This is a genomic window from Methylobacterium sp. J-092 (assembly GCF_022829325.1).
Lineage (GTDB): Bacteria > Pseudomonadota > Alphaproteobacteria > Rhizobiales > Beijerinckiaceae > Methylobacterium.
Window position 1 is genome coordinate 32,927 of record NZ_JAKSXU010000055.1, and the last position, 21,191, is coordinate 54,117.

Annotated in this window: 17 protein-coding genes; 9 read left to right on the forward strand and 8 right to left on the reverse strand. The window is 70.3% G+C overall.

Annotated features, from left to right (window positions below; translation table 11 throughout):
* Complete coding sequence (locus tag MKK60_RS04585) at nt 1-711, forward strand: J domain-containing protein (RefSeq protein WP_243984079.1); 711 nt, start codon at nt 1-3, stop codon at nt 709-711.
* A 143-nt stretch (nt 712-854) separates the two neighbouring features.
* Here MKK60_RS04585 and MKK60_RS04590 read toward each other — a convergent pair whose 3' ends face one another.
* A complete protein-coding gene (locus MKK60_RS04590; RefSeq protein ID WP_243946429.1) occupies nt 855-2,348 on the reverse strand; it encodes a D-alanyl-D-alanine carboxypeptidase in 1,494 nt (497 codons plus the stop codon).
* Between the two features lie 298 nt (nt 2,349-2,646).
* Here MKK60_RS04590 and MKK60_RS04595 point away from each other — a divergent pair, with 298 nt between their 5' ends.
* From MKK60_RS04595 to MKK60_RS04615, 5 genes are all read left to right on the forward strand, one after another.
* The gene (locus tag MKK60_RS04595; protein WP_243984080.1) at nt 2,647-3,024 is read left to right on the forward strand and encodes a phasin family protein; all 378 of its coding nucleotides are present in this window, start codon (nt 2,647-2,649) and stop codon (nt 3,022-3,024) included.
* Between the two features lie 153 nt (nt 3,025-3,177).
* Nucleotides 3,178-3,594, forward strand: coding sequence for an ATP-dependent Clp protease adapter ClpS (gene clpS, locus MKK60_RS04600; protein WP_243933045.1), 417 nt, complete (start codon nt 3,178-3,180; stop codon nt 3,592-3,594).
* A gap of 26 nt (nt 3,595-3,620) precedes the next feature.
* Nucleotides 3,621-6,101 carry an ATP-dependent Clp protease ATP-binding subunit ClpA gene (gene clpA / locus MKK60_RS04605; RefSeq protein WP_243984081.1) on the forward strand — a complete coding sequence of 827 codons (2,481 nt, stop codon included), beginning with the start codon at nt 3,621-3,623 and terminating at the stop codon, nt 6,099-6,101.
* Between the two features lie 157 nt (nt 6,102-6,258).
* Nucleotides 6,259-6,531, forward strand: a complete 273-nt coding sequence (locus MKK60_RS04610; RefSeq protein ID WP_243984082.1) for a hypothetical protein — start codon at nt 6,259-6,261, stop codon at nt 6,529-6,531.
* A 46-nt stretch (nt 6,532-6,577) separates the two neighbouring features.
* Nucleotides 6,578-7,885, forward strand: a complete 1,308-nt coding sequence (locus tag MKK60_RS04615) for a flavin monoamine oxidase family protein (RefSeq protein WP_243984083.1) — start codon at nt 6,578-6,580, stop codon at nt 7,883-7,885.
* A gap of 108 nt (nt 7,886-7,993) precedes the next feature.
* Here the strand turns inward: MKK60_RS04615 and egtD are convergent, their stop codons facing one another.
* Together egtD and egtB are read right to left on the reverse strand one after the other, a co-directional pair.
* Nucleotides 7,994-8,968 carry an L-histidine N(alpha)-methyltransferase gene (egtD, locus tag MKK60_RS04620; RefSeq protein ID WP_147858613.1) on the reverse strand — a complete coding sequence of 325 codons (975 nt, stop codon included), beginning with the start codon at nt 8,966-8,968 and terminating at the stop codon, nt 7,994-7,996.
* Nucleotides 8,969-8,991: 23 nt separating this feature from the next.
* The gene (gene egtB, locus MKK60_RS04625; RefSeq protein WP_243984084.1) at nt 8,992-10,254 is read right to left on the reverse strand and encodes an ergothioneine biosynthesis protein EgtB; all 1,263 of its coding nucleotides are present in this window, start codon (nt 10,252-10,254) and stop codon (nt 8,992-8,994) included.
* Nucleotides 10,255-10,509: 255 nt separating this feature from the next.
* On the opposite strand from egtB, the gene murI reads away from it, so the two are divergent.
* Nucleotides 10,510-11,388: a glutamate racemase gene (murI, locus tag MKK60_RS04630; protein ID WP_147842770.1), complete on the forward strand. Its 879-nt coding sequence runs from the start codon at nt 10,510-10,512 to the stop codon at nt 11,386-11,388.
* A gap of 61 nt (nt 11,389-11,449) precedes the next feature.
* On the opposite strand, the gene MKK60_RS04635 is transcribed toward murI, so the two are convergent.
* The 5 genes from MKK60_RS04635 to MKK60_RS04655 form a co-directional block, all read right to left on the reverse strand.
* Complete coding sequence (locus MKK60_RS04635; protein WP_243984085.1) at nt 11,450-13,018, reverse strand: PepSY-associated TM helix domain-containing protein; 1,569 nt, start codon at nt 13,016-13,018, stop codon at nt 11,450-11,452.
* Between the two features lie 11 nt (nt 13,019-13,029).
* Nucleotides 13,030-15,390, reverse strand: coding sequence for a TonB-dependent siderophore receptor (locus tag MKK60_RS04640; RefSeq protein WP_243984086.1), 2,361 nt, complete (start codon nt 15,388-15,390; stop codon nt 13,030-13,032).
* Between the two features lie 325 nt (nt 15,391-15,715).
* Nucleotides 15,716-17,554 (reverse strand): zeta toxin family protein, encoded by a 1,839-nt coding sequence (locus MKK60_RS04645; protein WP_243984087.1) that lies wholly within the window; start codon nt 17,552-17,554, stop codon nt 15,716-15,718.
* Nucleotides 17,555-17,576: 22 nt separating this feature from the next.
* Nucleotides 17,577-17,843, reverse strand: a complete 267-nt coding sequence (locus MKK60_RS04650) for a hypothetical protein (protein ID WP_147726388.1) — start codon at nt 17,841-17,843, stop codon at nt 17,577-17,579.
* Between the two features lie 159 nt (nt 17,844-18,002).
* Nucleotides 18,003-18,197 (reverse strand): hypothetical protein, encoded by a 195-nt coding sequence (locus MKK60_RS04655; protein WP_147726389.1) that lies wholly within the window; start codon nt 18,195-18,197, stop codon nt 18,003-18,005.
* A 550-nt stretch (nt 18,198-18,747) separates the two neighbouring features.
* Here MKK60_RS04655 and frc point away from each other — a divergent pair.
* Together frc and MKK60_RS04665 are read left to right on the forward strand one after the other, a co-directional pair.
* Nucleotides 18,748-20,025: a formyl-CoA transferase gene (gene frc, locus MKK60_RS04660; RefSeq protein ID WP_147726390.1), complete on the forward strand. Its 1,278-nt coding sequence runs from the start codon at nt 18,748-18,750 to the stop codon at nt 20,023-20,025.
* A gap of 190 nt (nt 20,026-20,215) precedes the next feature.
* On the forward strand, nt 20,216-21,148 hold the full coding sequence (locus MKK60_RS04665; RefSeq protein WP_147726391.1) for a methionyl-tRNA formyltransferase: 933 nt from the start codon (nt 20,216-20,218) through the stop codon (nt 21,146-21,148).
* Nucleotides 21,149-21,191: the final 43 nt, after the last annotated feature.

Here is a 21,191-nt window from a genome sequence, read left to right on the forward strand (position 1 = left end):
ATGCTGCTCGTCCTCGGCTTCGCGACGTGTTTCGGCCTGTGGTGGCTCGGCCGGAACGGCGGCCGGCTCGGGCCCAGGCTCACCCCGCGGTCGATCCGGCGTGCCGGCGCCTGGATCGCGATCGGGCTCGCCGCCATCCTGCTGCTGCGCGGCCAGCTCGGCCCGGCCCTGGTCGTCGGGCTCGGCGGCGTCTGGCTGCTCGAAGGGCCGGAGACGCTGGGTTCCCGGCTCAAGCGGCTGCTGGCGTCGATGAAGCCGTCGCCGAGACGGCACCGGACGGCGCGGGTGGATTTCGTCCTGCGCGACGACGGCAGCGTCGGCGACGGCATCCTGCGCGGCGGCCCGCTCGGCGGCCGGCGTCTCGAGAGCCTCGGGCTCGCCGACCTCCGCGCGGTGCTGGCGGTCTGCCGGACGCAGGATCCCGCGGCGGTGGTGCCGCTAGAGGCGTATCTCGACCGCCGGCACGCCGGCTGGCGTGTAGACGCTGAGCGCGATCGCGACGCGGGGCCGCGCCGTCCGGCGCAGCCAGGGACGATGACGCAGGACGAGGCCTATCAGATCCTGGGGCTTGAGCGCGGGGCGACCCCAGAGGCCGTCCGCACGGCTCACCGGACCTTGATGAAGCGCGCCCACCCCGACCAGGGGGGAAGCGCCGAAGGGGCGGCCCGCGTCAACGCGGCCCGCGACAGGCTGACGAACCGACATCGCTGAGACTCCACGCGCGTTGCCAGGGGTGCAGGACGACGTTCGCCGAGGGCGGCGTCCGCCGTCGGCGTTGATGGCGACCGGGACGGCGAAGGCCGCCGGTCGCTGAACGCCACGGTCGAACGGACCGCGGCGCGACGTGAGGGGGATCAGCTGCGGGTGGCGAAGCAGCTGAAGCCGCTGCGCTTCAGGGCGGAGCAGGCATCCTGCGCCGCGTCCTGCTCCTGGAAGCCGGAGAAGCGTGCGCGGTAGAGGGTGGCGCCGCTGTGCTCGACCTTCACCGTGTAGGGCGCGGCCTTCGAGAGGCTGCCGCCGCCCTTCGCCTTGGCGTCGGCCAGCATCGCCTTGGCCTTGCCCTCGTCGTCCATGGCGCCGAGCTGGATCACCCAGGCCGTCGGCACGATCTTCGGGCCGGCGATGGGCTTCGGCGCCTCGGCGCGGGCGATCGGGCCGTCGGCCGACGCGATGCGCTGATCGGATTTGCGTGCGCCGCCCGGGAACGCGGCCTGTGCCGTCGCGGGCGCGGCGTAGGCCTGCGCCGCCTTCGGCAGGGGTTGCGCGCCGGCCTTGAAGGCGCCGGCGCTGCCGGGGGTCGCGGTCGAGCGCCGCGGCGCGATGTCGAGGGGCTGGCCGGCATCGGTCGAGTTCGTGGTCTCGACCTCGTCGTCCTCGGCCGAAGCCAGCTGCGTCCGGGTCCGCGAGACCGCGTCGGCGACGACCGCCGGCCGGGCGCGCTCGGCGACCTCGACGGTCGGCGGCGCCTGGCGGGCGCCGGCATAGGCACGCGGCAGGCTGGCGCGGACGAGGTCGGCCATGATCCGGTCGCGGCTGGCGCCCGACTTGCCGCCGAGCACGATCGCGACGATCTGGCGGTCGTCGGACTTGGCCGCCGTCATCAGGTTGAAGCCGGAATCGCGGGTGTAGCCGGTCTTGATGCCGTCGACGCCCTCGACGTTGCCGAGCAGGTGGTTGTGATTGCCGATCGTCCGGCCGCGGAAGGCGAAGGACCGGGTCTGGAAGTAGCGGTAGTAGCGCGGGAAGCGGTCCTGGATCGCGCGCGCCAGCACGGTGAGGTCGCGGGCCGTCGTCACCTGCTCGGAATCGGGAAGGCCCGAGGCGTTGGCGTAGTGCGTGCGGCTCATGCCGAGCGCGTGCGCCTTGGCGGTCATCAGCTCAGCGAACCGCTCCTCGGAGCCGGCGATGTTCTCGCCGATGGCGCAGGCCACGTCGTTGGCCGACTTGGTGACGATCGCCTTGATCGCGTCCTCGACGGCGATGGTCTGGCCGGGCCGCAGGCCGAGCTTCGACGGTGCCTGGGCTGCGGCATGAGCCGAGATCGTCAGCTCGGAATCGAGGGCGAAGCGCCCCTTCTCCATCTGCTCGAACAGCATGTAGAGGGTCATCACCTTGGTGATCGAGGCCGGGTGCCGGATCGCGTCCTCGTTCACCGCGTGCAGCGTGCGGCCGGACTTCACGTCGACCACCATCGCCGCGTAGGGCGGATTGTAGCCGCCGCCGGGGCGGACGTGGCGCCCGTGGCGGCGCGCCTCGGCGGGAGACGCCAGCGCGGTCAGGACCGCGGCGGCGGCGAGCGCGGCCGAGATCGTGGGCACGGTCCGGGAGCGACGGGAAACGCTACGCATCACGACTCATTGCCCTCGACAGACCGGCCACGGCCGGTTTGCATCGCACCATTCAGCTCGGACATGCCCTGCGGCGTGGCCCGATCACGTCTGTCAAACACGCTACGGCGATGCAGTTACGGCGCGGTTAATGGAGCCGACGACATTCGACGCATCACTTTTGCATCGCAACACGGATTGACGGCGGATGCTGCAGTGCACAAATGTGGCGGGCCGTAGCTGTTCGGGCGGGACGATGGTGGCAACCCGATTGTTTGGGGGCGCGCGGTCGAGGCCGTGGCGCCGCAGGAGATCCTTCATGACCCCATCTTACGCTCCGGCCGCCGACGCGGTCCGCAACGGCCTCGACGGCGCGAAGGCCGGCGCCGCGGCGCTGAGCCAGAGCGTCGGCGCCGCCGCCCGCACCAGCCAGGCCATCGGCATCGAGTGGATGGACTTCCTCAAGCAGGTCAGCGCCGAGGTCACCGCGACCACGGAGAAGGTCGTGAAGGCTGGCAGCCCGGCCAAGGCGATCGAGATCCAGAGCGCGTTCGTGAAGACCTCCGGCGAGCTCTGGATGGCGCGCGCGGCGACCTTCCGCGACCTCTACGCCACGCTGGCTCAGGACATGGCGAAGCCGTTCACGACGCTGGCCGGCCGGTCCGCCACGGCGGTGGCGGCGCGGACCGCCGCCTGATCCGTTTGCGGGTGCGGCGGCCCGCTCCCGGACAGTTGCGCGCAGACGACTGGCGAAACCGAATCCCGCCGCCTAGATTGGCTCAGACGCGGCCGGGCCCGTCGCAGCGACGCGACAAGCCCCGGCCGGCACGAAGGAGCCGGTTCCATCACGATGACAGACGTCCCGATGCGGGGCACCGCTCATCCCCACGACTCGACAGGCCGGCCTTCGCTCGAGGCGGTGCGATTCACGACGACCGCCTCGGACCCCGGGGACCCGGGCGGCGACGATCGCTCGAATACGGCGATCATCACCCGTACCAAGCCGAAGACCAAGCGGCCGAGCCTGTATCGGGTGCTATTGCTCAACGACGACTACACGCCGCAGGATTTCGTCGTGCTGGTGGTCGAGCGTTTCTTCAACAAGACCCACGAAGACGCCTACCAGATCATGATGCACGTGCATCATAACGGCGTCGGAGAATGCGGGGTGTTCACCTACGAGGTCGCGGAGACCAAGGTGACGCAGGTCATGGACTTTGCGCGCAAACACCAACATCCTCTGCAGTGCGTTATGGAAAAAAAGTAGGCTCACGCAGCACAAAGGCTCGAGCATTGCCCAGCTTCTCACGCAGCCTTGAACAAGCTCTCCACCGCGCCCTGGCGCTGGCCGGCGAGCGCCGGCACGAATACGCCACGCTGGAGCATCTGCTCCTGGCGTTGGTCGACGACCAGGACGCCGCCGCCGTCATGCGGGCCTGCAACGTCGAGATCGACACGCTGAAGCGCAGCCTCGTCGAGTACGTCGACACCGAGCTTTCCAACCTCACCGGCGACGGACGCCAGGACGCCAAGCCCACGGCCGGCTTCCAGCGCGTGATCCAGCGCGCGGTGATCCACGTGCAGTCCTCGGGCCGCGAGGAGGTCACCGGCGCCAACGTGCTGGTGGCGATCTTCGCCGAGCGCGAGAGCCACGCCGCCTACTTCCTGCAGGAGCAGGACATGACCCGTTACGACGCGGTCAACTACATCAGTCACGGCATCGCCAAGCGCGCCAGCGCCTCCGAGGCGAAGCCGGTGCGCGGGGCCGACGACGAGGGCTCGAACGAGCGCCCGAGCGACGACGGCGAGAACCGCACGAAGAAGAAGGGCGACGCCCTCGACGCCTACTGCGTCAACCTCAACAAGAAGGCCCGCGACGGCAAGGTCGACCCGCTGATCGGCCGCGAGAGCGAGGTCCAGCGCACGATCCAGGTGCTGTGCCGCCGGCAGAAGAACAACCCGCTGCTGGTCGGCGATCCCGGCGTCGGCAAGACCGCGATCGCGGAAGGGCTCGCCCGCAAGATCGTGCAGAAGGAGGTGCCGGAGGTCCTGGCCGACGCCACCGTGTTCTCGCTCGACATGGGCACGCTGCTCGCCGGCACGCGCTACCGCGGCGACTTCGAGGAGCGCCTGAAGCAGGTGATGAAGGAGATCGAGGCGCACCCGAACGCGGTGCTCTTCATCGACGAGATCCACACCGTGATCGGCGCCGGCGCCACCTCCGGCGGCGCGATGGACGCCTCGAACCTGCTCAAGCCCGCGCTCGCCGCCGGGACCCTGCGCTGCATCGGCTCAACCACCTACAAGGAGTACCGCCAGTACTTCGAGAAGGACCGCGCCCTGGTGCGTCGCTTCCAGAAGATCGACGTCGCCGAGCCGTCGATCCCGGACGCGATTGAGATCGTAAAGGGCCTGCGGCCCTATTACGAGGAGTTCCACAAGCTCAAGTTCACCACCGAGGCCGTGAAGGCCGCGGTCGAGCTGTCGGCGCGCTACATCAACGACCGCAAGCTGCCCGACAAGGCGATCGACGTGATCGACGAGACCGGCGCGTCGCAGATGCTGGTGCCGGAGGCGCGCCGCAAGCGCGTGATCGGCATCAAGGAGATCGAGGCGACGATCGCCACGATGGCGCGCATCCCCCCGAAGACCGTGTCGAAGGACGACGCGGTGGTGCTCCAGCATCTCACCGAGAACCTGAAGCGCGTCGTCTACGGCCAGCCCAACGCCATCGATGCGCTGACCTCGGCGATCAAGCTGGCGCGCGCCGGCCTGCGCGACCCGGACAAGCCGATCGGCTCCTACCTGTTCGCGGGACCGACCGGCGTCGGCAAGACCGAGGCCGCCAAGCAGCTGGCGTCGTCGCTCGGCGTCGAGATGCTGCGGTTCGACATGTCGGAATACATGGAGCGCCACACGGTCTCGCGCCTGATCGGCGCACCGCCCGGCTATGTCGGCTTCGACCAGGGCGGCTTGCTCACCGACGGGATCGACCAGCACCCGCACTGCGTGCTGCTGCTCGACGAGATCGAGAAGGCGCATCCGGACCTGTTCAACATCCTGTTGCAGGTGATGGACCACGGCAAGCTCACCGATCACAACGGCAAGCAGGTCGATTTCCGCAACGTGATCATCATCATGACCACGAACGCGGGCGCGTCCGACCTCGCGAAGTCGGCCTACGGCTTCACCCAGGCCAAGCGCACGGGCGACGACGTCGAGGCGATCAACAAGTTGTTCGCGCCGGAATTCCGCAACCGGCTCGATGCGATCATCTCGTTCGGCCACCTGCCGAAGGAGGTCGTGGCCAAGGTCGTCGACAAGTTCGTGCTCCAGCTCGAGGCGCAGCTCGCCGATCGCAACGTCACGATCGAGCTGTCGGACGAGGCGCGCGCGTGGCTGGTCGAGCACGGCTACGACGATGCGATGGGCGCCCGCCCGATGGCGCGGCTGATCCAGTCGAGCATCAAGACGCAGCTCGCCGACGAGGTGCTGTTCGGCAAGCTGAAGAACGGCGGCGCGGTCCGCGTCATCGTGCGCAAGCCCGAGGATGCGGAGGCGAAGGCCGGCGGCAAGGAGACGCTGGGCTTCGAGTTCCCGGCCGGCCCCGTGGTGCCGAAGCCCGAGGCGGACGTGACCAACGTGGTCAAGAAGCACAAGCGCGCCAAGCCCCGGGCCGCGGCCCGCAAGAAGACGCCCAAGGACGACAAGGGCGGTAATTCGGGTGGCGGCGGCGTCCGCACGGTGCCGAAAGTCCCCCTCGTCCGGGCTTGACGCCGAAGCGACGTGAGCCCGATCGACCTGGCCCCGGAGCGCGCCTCGCGCTCCGGGGCCTTGCGCATGACGGCGAATGCGGCTTTCAGGTTCGCGGACGATTGCACCATGGACGCGGCGGCCGACCGCCGCCGCGAAGGATCGAGCGGGCGTGACGATGAGCGAACTGCATGAGGGCCCCCTCCTGCCCGTCGATCAGCCCACGGCGGCGCCCGCCCGACCGAAGCCCGTCACCCGACGCGAGGAGCGCCGCCGCCGCCGGAGCCGCCGCCGCCGCGGCGAGGAGATCCTGGCCTGGGTGCTGGTGCCGCTGATCTGCCTCGGGATCTACTGGGGCATCAATGCCGTCTTCGAGTTCATGGGAACCTCGCCGGGCCAGGTCTGGGACCAGTTGATGCAGGTCAAGGCGATGATGGAGAAGCGCGCCTGATCGCGCCGCTCCGGTCGCCGCACGCACTCGCGCGAACGGAGCCGTCATGTCCCTCACCCGTCGCGCCGCGCTGATCGGCGCCCTCCTCGCGGCTCCGGCCGTGAGGGCGGCCGGTCGCGACGGTCCGGTGATCGTGGTCGGCGCCGGCGCGGCCGGGCTCGCGGCCGCCGACATCCTGCGCCAGGCCGGGCGTCCCTTCACCGTGATCGAGGCGCGCGACCGCATCGGCGGTCGCGCCCATACCGAGCTCGGGCTCGGGCCGGACTGTCCCTTCGATGCCGGTGCCGAGTACGTTCACTGGGCCGAGCGCAATCCCTGGCGCGCCGTCGCCGAACGCGAGAACGTGCGGATCGCCGGGCAGGAAGGCTGGGCGCGGATCCTGTTCGTCGACGGGCGCCCGGCGACCGTGACCGAGCGCAACCGACGCCGCGCCGCCTTCTCCGGCCTCGACGCCGCCCTGAAGCCGGTGGACGGCCCCGACCGGTCGCTTGCCGAAGCCGCGGCCGCGGCCGGGCCGGACATGGCGCTGGCGGCGGCGGGCCTTGCCCGGCTGTCGCTCGGCGAGGAGCCCGAGCGCGTCTCGGTGCTCGACTACGACCGGCTGTGGTCCGGCACCGACCTGTGGCTCGACGGCTACGGCAGCTTGGTCCGGCGCCGCTTCGCGACGATGCCGGTCTCCCTCGGCACGGCCGCGACCGCCATCGATTGGACCGGCGAGGGCGTGCGGGTGACGACGCCCGGCGGCACGCTCGACGCCGCGGCGGTGATCCTCACCGTTCCGGTCGGCGTGCTGGCCGCGGGCACGATCCGCTTCACGCCGGACCTGCCGGCCCCGACGCGGGATGCGCTCGGCGGCCTCGGCATGGGCGCCTACAGCAAGGTCGGCCTCCGGCTCGATCCCGCCCGGATCGACCTGAAGGTGGTGGGGGACGCAGTGTCCGTGGCACACCGCGGCGACCAGGACCGGACGATCTACTTCGAGGTCTCGCCGTTCGACCGACCGCTCGCGGTGGCCAACATCGGCGGCGACGGATCCCGTGCCCTGTGCGAGCTCGGCGAAGCGGCGGCCGTCGCAGAGGTCACGGACCGGCTGGTGGCGATCCTCGGCACGCAGGCGCGCGGCGCCGTGACGGCAGGCAAGCTTGCCGGCTGGTGGACCGATCCGCATGCGCGCGGCAGCTACGCGATCGCCCATCCCGGCCATGCCGACGCCCGGACCGCCCTGCAGGCGGCGATCGGCGACCGCATCTTCCTCGCCGGCGAAGCCTATGCGGGCGGCGGCGCCATGACGGTCGGCGGCGCAACCCTCGACGGCGAACGCGCCGCGCGGGCCGTCCTGCGGATGCTGGGCTGAGGGGGATCGGACGCGGATCTCGCGTGCGGATCGGGGTGCAGGCCCCCTCCCATGCGGGAGAGGGGGTCGTGACGTGCGACGCTCTCGCGGGAACCGTCGAGCCGCCCCCTATCCCAAGCGCAGCGCATGCACCGAGAACAACCTCTCGGGGTCGGTCCACACCGTGACCGGCGACCACCCGGCCTCCGCCGCCAAGGCGCGAAAACCGTCGAGCGTGTACTTGTAGCTGTTTTCGGTGTGGATCGTCTCGCCCTCGGCGAAGGCGAAGGCGTGTCCGGCCACCGTCACCGTCTGGTCGGCGCGGCTCACGAGATGCATCTCGATCCGCGAGGCCGCGCGGTTGAACACCGCCCGGTGCGCGAACGCGGCGGCGGCGAAGGTGCCGGACAGGTCGCGATCGATCCGGGTCAGCAGATTGAGGTTGAACGCAGCGGTCACGCCGGCCGCGTCGTCGTAGGCCGCCTCGAGCACCGCGGCGTCCTTGACGAGGTCGACGCCGACGACGAGCGTCGCGCCCTCCCCCAGCACGTCGCCGAACTGGCGCAGCAGGCGGGCGGCCTCCGCGGGCTCGAAATTGCCGATGGTCGAGCCCGGGAAGAACCCGGCGCGCGGCGCGTCGCCGAGGTCGTGCGGCAGGGCGAAGGGCTGGGTGAAGTCGGCGGCGATCGGCGCGATGCGCAGGGCGGGATGATCACCCTGGAGCGCGGCCGCCTCGCTGCGCAGGAACGTCTCCGACACGTCGACCGGGACGTAGGCCGCGAGGTCCGGCATGTGCCGGAGCAGGCGACGGACCTTCACGGTCGAGCCGCTGCCGAACTCCACCAGCGCGGCGCCGCGCGGCAGGGCGGCGGCGATCTCGGCGCCTCGCATGTCGAGGATGCCGAGCTCGGTCCGGGTCGGGTAGTATTCCGGCAGCCGCGTGATCTGCTCGAACAGGTCGGACCCGACGGCGTCGTAGAAGTACTTCGCCGGCAGGGTCTTCTGCGGCTTCGCGAACCCGGCCAGCACGTCTTCGAGGAACGCCCGGTCGTCGGGCAAGTGGGCGAGCGGCGTCGCGTCTGCGAAGACGGGCTTGATGGTCACGCGCGGTACTCCGGGATGCGACGTCAGGCGCGGGACTGCGCGAGGCGCAGGCCCGTGAATTGCCAGCGCTGATGCGGATAGAAGAAGTTGCGGTAGGGCAGCCGCGCATGCCCCTCCGGCGTCGCCACCGACGAGCCGCGCAGCACGAACTGGTTCGACATGAACTTGCCGTTGTACTCGCCGAGTGCACCCGGCAGCGGGCGATATCCCGGGTAGGCGGTGTAGGCGCTGCGGGTCCATTGCCAGACGAGGCCGAACGCGTCGTCGAGCCCGCCGTCGCGGGCGGCGACCTCCCATTCGAACTCGGTCGGCAGGTCGCGCCCGGCCCAGCGGGCATAGGCATCCGCCTCGTAGTAGCTGATGTGGGTGACGGGCTGCGCCGGATCGATCGGGCGCCGGCCGCCGAGCGTCATGCAGGTCCAGCCCGGCTCGCCCGGCTGCCAGTAGCCCGGCGCCTCCCAGCCCTCGGCCTGCGCCGCGAGCCAGCCGTCGGACAACCACAGGTCGGGGCGGGTATAGCCGCCATCCTCCATGAAGCGCAGCCAGTCGCCGGTCGTGACGAGCGCTCGGTCGATCGACACGGGCAGGACCAAGCTGTCGTGCCGGGGATGCTCGTTGTCGAACGAGAACCCGTCGCCGGCATGGCCGACCTGATGGATGCCGTGGGCCAGGTCGATCGTGCCGGAACGATTGGCCGCCTTCGGAAAACGCCATTCGGCGTCGTAGACCGGATGCAGCGGGTTCTGCGCGAAGGCGTGCAGGATGTCGGTGATCAGCAGCTCCTGGTGCTGCTGCTCGTGGAACAGCCCGATCTCGAGGATCGGCAGGATCGCCTCGAGCGCGCCCGGCGCGGCCTGCGCCAGCAACGTCTCGACCGCGCGGTCGATGTGTGCGCGGTAGCCGGCGATCTCCTCGGTGGTCGGCCGGGTGATCAGCCCGCGCATCACCCGCGGCTGACGTGGGCCGGCGGCGACATAGTACGAGTTGAACAGGTAGTGCAGGCGCTCGTCGTGGATGCGGTAGCCCGGCAGGTGCTCGCGCAGCAGGAACTGCTCGAAGAACCATGTCGTGTGCGCGCGATGCCACTTGGTCGGGCTGGCATCGGCCATCGACTGGACCTGCTGATCCTCCGGCGACAGCGGTGCGGCACGGCGCTCGGTCTCGGCACGGACGAAGCGGAAGGCGGCGATCCAGGCGTCCCGGTCCACCGGCCGGGCGGAGACGGGCGGCGGCGGGAAGGCCTGAGCGGGCGCGTCCGTCTCGCGAAGTGTCGCCGTCGCAGCCATGCTGGTCCTCCCGTCGTCCGTTGATCCGCCGGTCGCGGTTGATGGAGATATGGCCGAAGGCGCAGCCGACAACGGCAGCGCGACGATTCAGTTCGCAATAGGCTCACCGATGCCGGCCGACGCGCCGCAAGTCTGTGTAGAGCGGGGCCGCTCGACGCGGTTGATCGATCCCCGAGCCTTTTTGCAGCCGCAGTGAGATGGCCTTAACCCTCTCGTCCAAGACTGCGGGGCTCTGATGCTGGGGTACGCGTTCTGATGCGGATCGATCTGATGGCCGGAGCGAGCCTGTCGGCGGCGGCTTTGCGCGCGGCGCCCGAGCCCACCATCCTGGTGTTCGACTCGGGCCTCGGCGGCCTGACGGTGCTGGAGCAGGTGCGCCGGGCCCGGCCCGACGCGCGCTACGTCTACGCCGCGGACGACGCGGCCTTCCCCTACGGCCGGCTCTCGGAATCGGTCCTGGTCCAGCGCGTGCTCGACGTGATGGCGCGCCTGATCGCGACGCACCGGCCCGACCTCGTCGTCATCGCCTGCAACACCGCCTCGACGCTGGTGCTGCCGGCCCTGCGCCAGCGCTTCCCGACGCCGTTCGTCGGCGTGGTGCCGCCGATCAAGCCGGCGGCCGAGACCAGCCGCTCACGCCTCGTCACGCTGCTGGCGACCCCCGGCACCGTCGCGCGCTCCTACACGCGCGACCTGATCATGACCTATGCCGAGGCCTGCTCGGTGACCTCGGTCGGCTCGGCGAACCTCGCCAACTACGCCGAGGCGGAACTCGCCGGCACGCCGGTGGACGACGCGGCGATCGCCGCCGAGATCGCACCGTGCTTCGTCACGGCCGAGGACGGCCGGCGCACCGACGTCGTCTGCCTCGCCTGCACCCATTACCCGCTGCTGCGCGCCCGCTTCGAGCGGCTCGCGCCCTGGCCCGTCACCTGGATCGATCCGGCGCCCGCCATCGCGCGCCGGGTGACGCAGCTTCTCGGCAGCACCCCGCGCGATGCGCGCTCGGACGAGGGCCCGGTGCTCGGCGCCTTCACCGGCGGCGCGACGCTCACGGATGCGCTGCGCGCCTCGCTCGACCGGCGCGGCATCCCGTCGATCGGCGTCGACCCGATGCCGCTGACGCTGCAGTAGCGCCGCGCCGCCGCCTGGCCGGCGAGGCCGGCGGGGCGCGCAACCGCAAGTAATCCGTCGATCAGTGCTGCGCCGCCACGGCGCCGGGCCGCGGTCGCTCGGCGAGCGGTCGCCGGCGCAGCCCCGCCGCCTTGCAGGCCGCGAAGGCGAAGGCGGCGCCGAGCCCGAGCAGCGCGAGATCGAACCCGTAGAACGCCGCGTCGCCGGCCCGCAGGCTCGCGAGCAGGTGGCGCCCGGTGGCGAGCCCGCCGACGACCGGCACGGCGGCGAGCAGCGCGGCCGCGGTCGCGAGCATCGCGGTCCATCCGGTTCGCGGCGGCAGGGCCAGCGGCATCAGCGTGGCCAGGATCCAGGCGCCGAAGAAGACCGTCACCTCGGCCTCCCTGCGCTCCGCCATCCCGAGCGGGAGCAGGCGGTTGGCCAGGAAGTAGCCGGCGATGGCGATCGGCAGCCCGGCGATGGTGCCGACGTTGAGCGCCTGCACCAGCCGCATCCCAAGATGCGCCCGCGTCGCGGTGCCGGGCTTGGGCACCCGCGCCACCGTCCAGAGGATCAGCCCGGTCGCCACCATGGCCGCGCCCATCGCGCCGCTGAGGAAGAACAGCACGCGCAGGGCCGGCCCGGCGAAATGCGCCTCGTGCAGGCCGACCATCGCGGTGAAGGTGCCGGCGGCGGGCTTCATCGCGCCCAAGGTCTCGATCACCGCGCCGCTGGTGCCGTCGAACGCCACCTGCGGATGGCGGTGCCTCAGGCCATGCGGCTCCTCGAACACCGCCACGACCGTCGCGTTGGCGTCGCCCGGGTTCTGCACGGTGATCCGCTCCAGCGGCTCGGCGTTCATCGCGAGCGCGCGCTCGACCATCGGGCCGAACGGGGCGAGCGGCGCGGGGCGTCCGGCGGGCGGGCGGGCGGCGGTGATCTGGCCGGATTCGGCGAAGAAGGCCTGCGCGTCGCCGCGATAGGCGGTGGTGACGCCCCAGGGCATGTACATCAGCGCCAGCGTCACGATCCCCGTATAGGTGATCATCAGGTGGAACGGCAGCGCCAGCACCCCGGTCACGTTGTGCGCGTCGAGCCAGCCGCGCTGCGCCGACTTGGCGTGACGGCGGAAGGTGAACAGGTCGACGAAGATCCGCCGGTGGGTGACGATCCCGGAGACCAGCGCGACGAGCATGATCATCGCGCAGCTTCCGACGATCCAGCGGCCCCAGAGCGGCGCCATGCTGAGCTCGAAGTGGAAGCGGTAGAGGAAGTCGCCACCGCGGGTGTCGCGGACGGCGACCGCGGCGCCGGTCGCGGGATCGAGCATCGCCTGGCCCGGCGGGGTGCCGGGCTTGCGGCGCCAGAACAGGTCGAGGGTCGGCCGGTCCGGGCTCGGCAGGGTGATGAACCAGCTGCGCGCGCCCTTCGCCTGCGCCTCGAGATGGGCGCGGGCGAGGTCGGCGGCGTGCCCGAGGGCGGCCGGGCTCAGCGGAGCCCCGGCCCTCAGTTCCGGCCGCATCCATTGCGAGATCTCCGAGCGGTAGTAGCTCGCCGTGCCGGTGACGAAGACGGAGAACAGCACCCAGCCGACGACGAGGCCGGACCAGGCGTGCAGCCACGCCATCGATTGCCGGAAGCCGTTGCGCATGGTTTCGCGTCCTACCAGCGGTAGCGGAGCGTGGCGTAGACCGTGCGCGGCAGTCCGTAATAGCAGCTGGTGTAGCCGTTGCAGCCGCTGACGTAGGTGTCGTCGAGCAGGTTGTTGGCGTTCAGCTGCATCGAGAAGCCGGCCAACGTCGGGTCGAGGTTCTTCAGGTCGTAGGAGACCACGGCGTCGACCAGCACGCTTTCCGGCACCTTGAAGGTGTTGGCCGCGTCGCCCCAGGACGGGCCGAGATAGCGGACGCCGCCGCCGACCTCGAGGCCGAGCATCGGCCCGTCGAGGAAGCGGTAGGTCGCCAGAAGCGAGGCGGTCGAATCCGGCACCAGCACCGGGCGGCGCCCCTGCAGCGGCACCGTCTGCCCGGGCGCGAGGTCGTTGGCGGTCCGGCCGTCGTCGCGGACGTTGCGGATGTCGAGGAGCGAGAAGCCGCCGATCAGGGTCACGCCTTCGGTGAGGTTCGCCCGCGCCTCGAACTCGACGCCCTGCACGCCGACCTCGCCGGTCTGCAGCACGAAGCCGGTGGGGCGGCCGAGCGTGGTGTCGGCCGTCGTCCGGTTCGACTGGCGGATGTCGAAGAATGCGGCGGTGAGGAGGATGTCGGTGCCCGGCGGCTGGTACTTGATGCCGGCCTCGTACTGGTCGCTGAGTTGCGGGTCGGGCACGCGCCCGACGGTGCCGAAGGCGGTGTCGAACACCCGGCCGGCGACGATCGGCTCGAAGGCCTGGCTGTAGGACACGTACGGCGCGACGCCGGACTGGAACAGGTAGAGCAGGCTCGCCCGGCCCGTGAAGGCGTCGGAGGCCGCGTCCTGCAGCGTCAGCGTGCTTCCCGTCGCGGTGAACGACCGGGTCGGGCCGGTCTGGCGGGCAACGTCGTAGCGCCCGCCCAATGTCAGGATCAGGCCGTCGACCTTCATCTGATCCTGGAAGTAGACGCCGGTCTGCTGCGCGTCGACGCGCGAGGTCGTGTTGATGGCCGGGAACGGGATGTTCATTTCGTAGTTCGGCGCGAGCGCGTTCAGGTCCGGCGCGTTCGGGAACGGCGTCCCGCTGGCGCGCGTGCTGAAGGTGCGGTGGTCGACGCCGAGGAGCGCCGTGTGGGCGATCGGGCCGGTGTCGAAGTTGGCCACGACGTTCGAATCCATCGTGTAGGCTTCGGCCGCGACGATGTTGCCGATGACGGCGCGCGGCAGCAGCGGGCCGGTGGCGAACGGGCCGTTGCGGGGGCTGAACGCGCTGTAGACGCTGCGGTAATCGCCCTGCGTCCGCAGGTAGCGCCCGGCCGAGTGGAAGCGCAGGTTCTCGTTGAAGCGGTGGTCGAAGAGGTACTCGATCGATGCTTGGGTCCGGTCCGAGCGCTCGATGTTGCGGTCGCCGTCGTAGAAGTTCACCGGCAGTCGCCCGATCACGCCGCTGCCGAAGTTGCGCGGAAACACGGTGCCCACCGCCGGGAAGCCGCCGTAGAAGCCGGAGAACGGATCGCGCTGGTAGTTGCCGATGATCGTCAGCTGGGTGTCGGTGGAGGGCCGCCAGGTGACGCTCGGGTTGATCAGGGCGCGCTCGACCCGCGTCGTGTCCACCGGGCCGTCCCCGTTCCAGCCCGCGCCGACGAGGCGGTAGGCGAACTGGTCGGCGAGCCAGGGCACCTCGGACTGGATCGGGCCGCCGACGTCGATGCCGCCGCGCACCTCGTTGAAGCCGCCGCCCTGGACGAAGACCTCGCCGTGGCGGACGAATTGCGGGACCTTCGAGACGAGGTTGACGATGCCGCCCGGCCCCGACTGCCCGTAGAGCACCGAGGCGGGCCCCTTGATCACGTCGACCCGCTCGAGGCGGTAAGGATCGATCGTCGCGTTGGCGTCGCGGCTGGCGATCAGCGCCATGCCGTCGAGGAAGACCGGCGCGTTGAAGCCGCGGATCAGGAACTGCTCGAGCCGGGTCGAGCCGGCGCCGCCGCGCTGCTCGGTGGTGACGCCGGGCGTGTAACGCAGGGCCTGGTTGATGGTGAGCGCGTTCTGATCCTCGATCTGCTTGCGCCCGATCACCGAGATCGACTGCGCCGTCTCCACGATCGGCGTGTCGGTCTTGGTGGCGACGGTGCTGCGGCTGGCGACGTAGCCGGGCACGGCACCGGACGCGCCGCCGGGACCGTAGAGCGATCCGCCGAGGCTGCGGCCGGCGCCCTCGCCGGTGACGCTCAGCTCGCCGAGCTCGATGTCGGTCGTCTGCGCGGGCTGGGCCGAGGCGGAGGACGCGACCGAAATCGCGCATGTCGTCGACAGAAGAGCGACGATCAGAGCGCTGCGGCACCGACGTGCGGACGCGGACCGCAGGACGGACGGACAGTAATGAATCATCTTGCCGACCCTAGACGCGACACGAAACAGCAGAGACCCGCCGCGTGGACTTGCGCATCACGGCGGCGTGATCGGGTTATCGGTAAGTTCTCGCGGCAACACAATTTCTATCTTATGGAAACATTCCAGGGTAACTTCGAAACGTTCCAGGCTGGAACGGGGTGTCGGGCGGCGGCCAGCATCACGCCCCTAGGGGAACAGCCCGTTTCGGCACCGTTTCCATGGAGGAGACCAGCGGCACCGCGCCACAACTCACGATGAAAACCGAGCGGCCGTTGTGACCGATCGGTAACACCCCACGGTTGCGACGCCGCGAAGGATCGTGTCAGGCCGGGACCGTCATCCGGCTCGGATCGACCCAGGCGCCGAGCGTCTCGGTCCGGTCCTGTGACAGGATCTCGGGGGGCACGTCGGAGACCGGCACCGCTTCGGGGCGTTCGGCGCCGAAGGCCGCGAGCGCCGCGCGGGTCTCCGGATCGTGGCAGGCGCGGTCGAACGCGGCGCGGTCGAGGCAGGCGAGGCGCCCCGCCTCGAAACGGGCATAGACCCGGCCCGAGCCGGCCTCGGCGAAGCGGACCGAGCGCAGCCGCCGGGCGCATTGGCGCAGGAAGCCGGTGTTCCGTTCCGGCGCCAGGGCTGCGGCGTCGGGATAGACCTCCGCCGGCGAGAGCGCGTCGATGTTGATCTTGGTGTAGCGCGCGATGTCGATGAGGCAGCCGGCATCGAGCACGGTGAGGTCGCCGTTCTCGCCGAAGGCGACCGTGCGCGGGCGCTCGCCCTGCGGCACGCTGTTGTCGAGGAACTCGTAATGCACCTGCTTGTCGGCCTTGGCCGCCCAGGTGAAGAACAGCTCCGGCATCCCGGTGAACGCCTCGACGTTGTGGGCGAGAAGATCGTCCACCGCCTTGTAGCGGCCGAAGATCCGCCCGCGGATCCAGGCGCGCTCGACGGTGGCGTCCGGTGGCGTGATCATGAACAGCATGAAGACGCGGTGGCCGAAGCGGGTCAGCAATTGGCTGCCGTCCTGCGTGCGCGAATCGGCGTTGAAGCTGTCGAACCGGAACCGGTCGATCAGCAGATGCGACATCCGCCCCTCGCGGGCCTTGCGCGCCATGTAACGATCGAGCTTGCGGTCGACGATCTCGACCTCGTGGCCCGTGAGCGTGCCGGCATAGCCGATCGCATCGCCGATCGAATCGTAGTCGAGCAGGAACTTGCGCCAGATGTCGGGGGTGATCACCGCGAAATCCGACCAGGATTCGCCGAGCCGCCGGGCCAGCGCCCGCTGGAGCGGACGCATCGTGCTCTTGCCCGAGGCGGAGGCGCCCTTGACGTTCATCACGATCGGCGCGGCCTGGGCACGGACCGGAACGTAGCCCTCCCGCGCCACGGCCTCGGCGAACCACGGCTCGATCAGGCAGCCGATCCGGCGGCTGCCCTCGTCGTTGGCGACGAGCGTCGTCGCGAGGTTCGCAAGCAGGGCGCGGTCGCCGACGAGCTTGCCGCGATGCCGGACGATCCCCGACGCGACCTTGTGCAGGGCGGCGCTCGCCGCAAGCTCGAGCGCGTTTTCGCTGGCCGCGGCGCGGACGCACCATGCGGCGCAATGGGCGAGCGCGCGCTCCTCCGGGGATCGCGCGTCGTCGGCGACGGGGGCCGGCGGCGCCGCGAGGCCGAGCACGTGCCGCCAGGTTCTCGGCGGAGGGGGCGGCGGCGCGGGCGGCGCGAAAGCCGCGTCGAGTTCCGCGGCGATCCGGGCGCGCGCCTCGTCCGCCACGGCGCGAAGGGTCTCGGCGATCCGGTCCGCATGCGGCGCGATCGCGGTCGCGAGGATGTGGGCGACGATCGCGCGGAAGTTGACGCCGAGATCGCCGTAGGTCTCGCCGACGGGGACCGAGAGGTCGGCCATCACCCGGATCAGCAGCTCGTGCACGACGAGGCGATCCGGCCGGAAGGCGACGATCTCCGGCATCGGCAGGCCCGAGAAGGCGGAAAGCTCCATCGCCTCGGCGAGGGGCGTCGCGACGTTCTCGGGGCGGTACAGGGTCGTCAGCGGCAGGAAGCGCCGCGGCAGCGTCGATTCGATGCCGGGGTTCCACGGCCCGCGCCCGACGAGGCCGTCGTCCGGCAGGGCGTAGCCGGCCGGTGCCGCCGAAGCGCTCATCGCATCACGACGCAGGTCCGGCTCAGGCCGCCTCGGCCGGGGCCCGGAACAGGCTGGCGCAGCCGGAGCCGCGATGCATGCTCAGGATCGAGGCCCGGTCGATCTCGGGATGCGCCGCGAGCACGTGCCGGACGCAGTCCACGACCTTCTCGTACTGTGCCGCCTCGTAGTTCCGCTCGAGCGGGCTCACGGCGATGTAGGTCTCGACCACCAGCACGCGCTCGGCGCGCTCCTGCGTGACCTCGACGGCGATCCAGGACGACTTGATGAGGCGGGAACTCGAAAGCATGGGCGTACCTCCGTTGGTCTTCGCTCGTTGATCGAGCGTCGTTTGACCGGGAGGATGAACCCGTATCCTGCCCGTGCCAAGTGCCTTGCCGGAAAGACAGGTGGGCGGCCGCGAACGTCGTCGGCCCGCGCGATGAATGCTGCGACGAGGGCCGCCAGATCAATCGAGCTCGCCGGCGGCCGAGATCGCCTGATCGAAGCCCGCCTGATCGCCGAGCCATACGATCATCGACAACACGAGACCGAGGCCGACGAGGTAGAGGATCGCGAACGCATCCCCGTTGCCCCGGCGCGTCGACAGCGCCAGCCAGGCGAACGGGAGCGATTGGATCGCCAAGGCGGCGGGAACATTCATCGTGTCGATCCGTCGGACGACGCAAGATGCCCTGCGCCGCCTGCGCCGACAACAACAATCGGCCCGCGTGAATGCGGAATTCGATCGGATTCAGGATCGACATCTTGCGGTTGCACAAGTCGAGGCGGATCGTAAATTTGGTCGGCTCGCCCGATCGGTGGGCCCAGCATAGCGGAAATCGGGGCAACCGACGCCTTCGTTTGGCATATTGCATGCCATTCCATCTTCGGTCATCTTGCCGGCAACGGTCGACAAGGCCGACGTCGAGCAAGGCAACAGGGATGGAGCGTCGCAATGCCCCTCGGGCGTGATGAGGGCCTTCGGGCAGCCGCGGCCGGACCTGCGCGCTCGGACGCCCCGCACCGGGTCGGCGCATGCGTGACCCTGCGGCAAGCCGGGCTTGGCCGGCACCGGACTTTTATTGACTTGACGATGCGCGAGCGCACCCGCCAGGCATGAGGCCTGACGGGATCGCGGCGCGACACCTTCGAAGCCGGGCGGCATCGCCGGCATCCCGATCCACCGGACTCGAGAAGATCAGAGACAGACCATGAGCAAGGCCCTGGAAGGCGTCAAAATCCTGGACTTCACCCACGTCCAGTCCGGCCCGACCTGCACGCAGCTGCTCGCGTGGTTCGGCGCCGACGTGATCAAGGTCGAGCGTCCCGGCGCCGGCGACGCGACCCGCGCCCAGCTCCAGGACCTGCCCGACGTGGACAGCCTGTATTTCACCATGCTGAACCACAACAAGCGCTCGATCACGCTCGATTCGAAGACGCCGAAGGGCAAGGAGGTGCTCTGGCGCCTGGTGAAGGAGTGCGACGTGCTCGTCGAGAACTTCGCCCCCGGCGCGCTCGCCCGCATGGGCCTGACCTGGGAGAAGATCCACGAGGCCAACCCGCGCATGATCCTCGCCTCGGTCAAGGGCTTCGGGCCCGGCCGCTACGAGGAATGCAAGGTCTACGAGAACGTCGCGCAATGCGCCGGCGGCTCGGCCTCCACCACCGGCTTCCGCGACGGCATCCCGATGGTGACCGGCGCCCAGATCGGCGATTCCGGCACCGGCCTGCATCTCGCGCTGGGCATCGTCACCGCCCTGTTCCACCGAACGGTCACCGGGCTCGGGCAGAAGGTCGACTGCGCGATGCAGGACAGCGTGCTCAACCTCTGCCGGGTCAAGCTGCGCGACCAGCAGCGCCTCGATCACGGCCCGCTCACCGAGTACAGCCAGTTCGGCGAGGGCATCCCGTTCGGCGACTCGACCCCGCGCGCCGGCAACGATTCCGGCGGCGGCCAGCCCGGCCGCATCCTCAAGTGCAAGGGCTGGGAGCACGATCCCAACGCGTACCTGTACTTCATCACCCAGGCCGCGGTCTGGGCGCCGATCTGCGACATCATCGGAGAGCCGGGCTGGAAGACCGATCCGGGCTACGCCACGCCCAAGGCGCGGCTGCCGCACCTGAACGAGATCTTCACGCGCATCGAAGCCTGGACGATGAAGCACGACAAGTTCGAGGCGATGGACATCCTCAACGAGTACGACATCCCCTGCGGCCCGATCCTGTCGATGAAGGAGATCGCCGCCGACGAGTCGCTGCGCAAGACCGGCACGATCGTCGAGGTCGAGCACCCGACGCGCGGCACCTACCTGACCGTCGGAAACCCGATCAAGCTGTCGGCGAGCCCGAGCGAGGTGACGCGCTCGCCGCTGCTGGGCGAGCACACTGACGAGATCCTGCGCAGCGTCCTCAAGTACACCGATGCCGAGGTCGACGAGATCGCCCATTCCGGCGCCGTCGGCCGGATCGAGAAGATCGCGGCGGAGTAGGCCCGCGGATCGCATCCGACCATCGCGGCGGAAGCGGGCCAACCCGCCTCCGCCCGTCATCCCCGAGGCTGCGTCGCAGAGCCCGGGTTGACGGCGAGCATCCCGGGGCGGCCGAGGTCGCCCGTGCATTCGGCATCCTCCTGGACGAACGGGTCGAGGCGGACCATCCCACCGAAACGACGAGGATCCCATGCGCATCGCCTTCATCGGTCAGCAGGATTTCGGCAAGGCGGTGCTGGAGGCCTTCCTGAAGCGCGGCGACACGGTGGCCGGCGTGTTCTGCGCGCCCGAGAAGGAGGGCGCCAAGCCCGACGTGCTCAAGACCGCGGCGCTCGAGCAGGGGCTGCAGGTGTTCCAGTTCCCGAGCCTGAAGAGCGCCGAGGCGGAGGCCGCGATGCGCGGGCTCGACGCGGAGATCGGCGTCATGGCCTACGTGCTGCAGTTCGCGCCGCAGGACTTCGTCACCATCCCGAAGCACGGCACGATCCAGTACCATCCCTCGCTGCTGCCGCGGTATCGCGGGCCGTCCTCGATAAACTGGCCGATCGCGAAGGGCGACACGAAGACCGGGCTGACGATCTTCCGCCCGACCGACGGCCTCGACGAGGGCCCGATCCTCCTGCAGAAGACCTGCGACATCGGCGCCGACGACACCCTCGGCGACGTCTACTTCAACAGCCTTTTCCCGATGGGCGTCGCGGCGATGCTGGAGGCGGCCGACCTCGTCGTCGCCGGCCGGCACATCGAGATCGACCAGGACGAGGACGCCGCCAGCTACGAGGGCTGGTTCCGCGCCCGCGAGGCGGCGATCAACTGGGGCGCCCACGCCAACCAGATCTACGACCTGATCCGCGCCGCCAACCCCGCGCCCGGCGCCTGGACCACGGTGAACGGCGCCAAGCTGCAGATCTTCGATGCCCGCCTGCACCCGGTGCGGACGCTCGGCGGCGTGAAGGGCAAGGTCGGCGAGGTGATCGCGATCGGCGACGACTCGATCCGCGTCACCGCGCAGGGCGGCCAGATCGAGATCTTCAAGGTGAAGCCCGAGGGCGGCAAGAAGGTCTCGGCGGTGGAGTTCGCGCAAGGCGGCGGCGTGAGCGTCGGCACGATCCTGGGCGGCTGAGCCTCGGAACGAGGACCCGAGCGCGCTGGCGATCGGCCGACGC

Bases quoted from the DNA above. Each gene is read 5' to 3' on its own strand.
- MKK60_RS04585 (WP_243984079.1), top strand. From the start codon at position 1: ATGCTGCTCGTCCTCGGCTTCGCGACGTGTTTCGGCCTGTGGTGGCTC.
- MKK60_RS04590 (WP_243946429.1), bottom strand. From the start codon at position 2,348: ATGCGTAGCGTTTCCCGTCGCTCCCGGACCGTGCCCACGATCTCGGCC.
- MKK60_RS04595 (WP_243984080.1), top strand. From the start codon at position 2,647: ATGACCCCATCTTACGCTCCGGCCGCCGACGCGGTCCGCAACGGCCTC.
- clpS (WP_243933045.1), top strand. From the start codon at position 3,178: ATGACAGACGTCCCGATGCGGGGCACCGCTCATCCCCACGACTCGACA.
- MKK60_RS04610 (WP_243984082.1), top strand. From the start codon at position 6,259: ATGAGCGAACTGCATGAGGGCCCCCTCCTGCCCGTCGATCAGCCCACG.
- MKK60_RS04615 (WP_243984083.1), top strand. From the start codon at position 6,578: ATGTCCCTCACCCGTCGCGCCGCGCTGATCGGCGCCCTCCTCGCGGCT.
- egtB (WP_243984084.1), bottom strand. From the start codon at position 10,254: ATGGCTGCGACGGCGACACTTCGCGAGACGGACGCGCCCGCTCAGGCC.
- murI (WP_147842770.1), top strand. From the start codon at position 10,510: ATGCGGATCGATCTGATGGCCGGAGCGAGCCTGTCGGCGGCGGCTTTG.
- MKK60_RS04635 (WP_243984085.1), bottom strand. From the start codon at position 13,018: ATGCGCAACGGCTTCCGGCAATCGATGGCGTGGCTGCACGCCTGGTCC.
- MKK60_RS04640 (WP_243984086.1), bottom strand. From the start codon at position 15,390: ATGATTCATTACTGTCCGTCCGTCCTGCGGTCCGCGTCCGCACGTCGG.
- MKK60_RS04645 (WP_243984087.1), bottom strand. From the start codon at position 17,554: ATGAGCGCTTCGGCGGCACCGGCCGGCTACGCCCTGCCGGACGACGGC.
- MKK60_RS04650 (WP_147726388.1), bottom strand. From the start codon at position 17,843: ATGCTTTCGAGTTCCCGCCTCATCAAGTCGTCCTGGATCGCCGTCGAG.
- MKK60_RS04655 (WP_147726389.1), bottom strand. From the start codon at position 18,197: ATGAATGTTCCCGCCGCCTTGGCGATCCAATCGCTCCCGTTCGCCTGG.
- frc (WP_147726390.1), top strand. From the start codon at position 18,748: ATGAGCAAGGCCCTGGAAGGCGTCAAAATCCTGGACTTCACCCACGTC.
- MKK60_RS04665 (WP_147726391.1), top strand. From the start codon at position 20,216: ATGCGCATCGCCTTCATCGGTCAGCAGGATTTCGGCAAGGCGGTGCTG.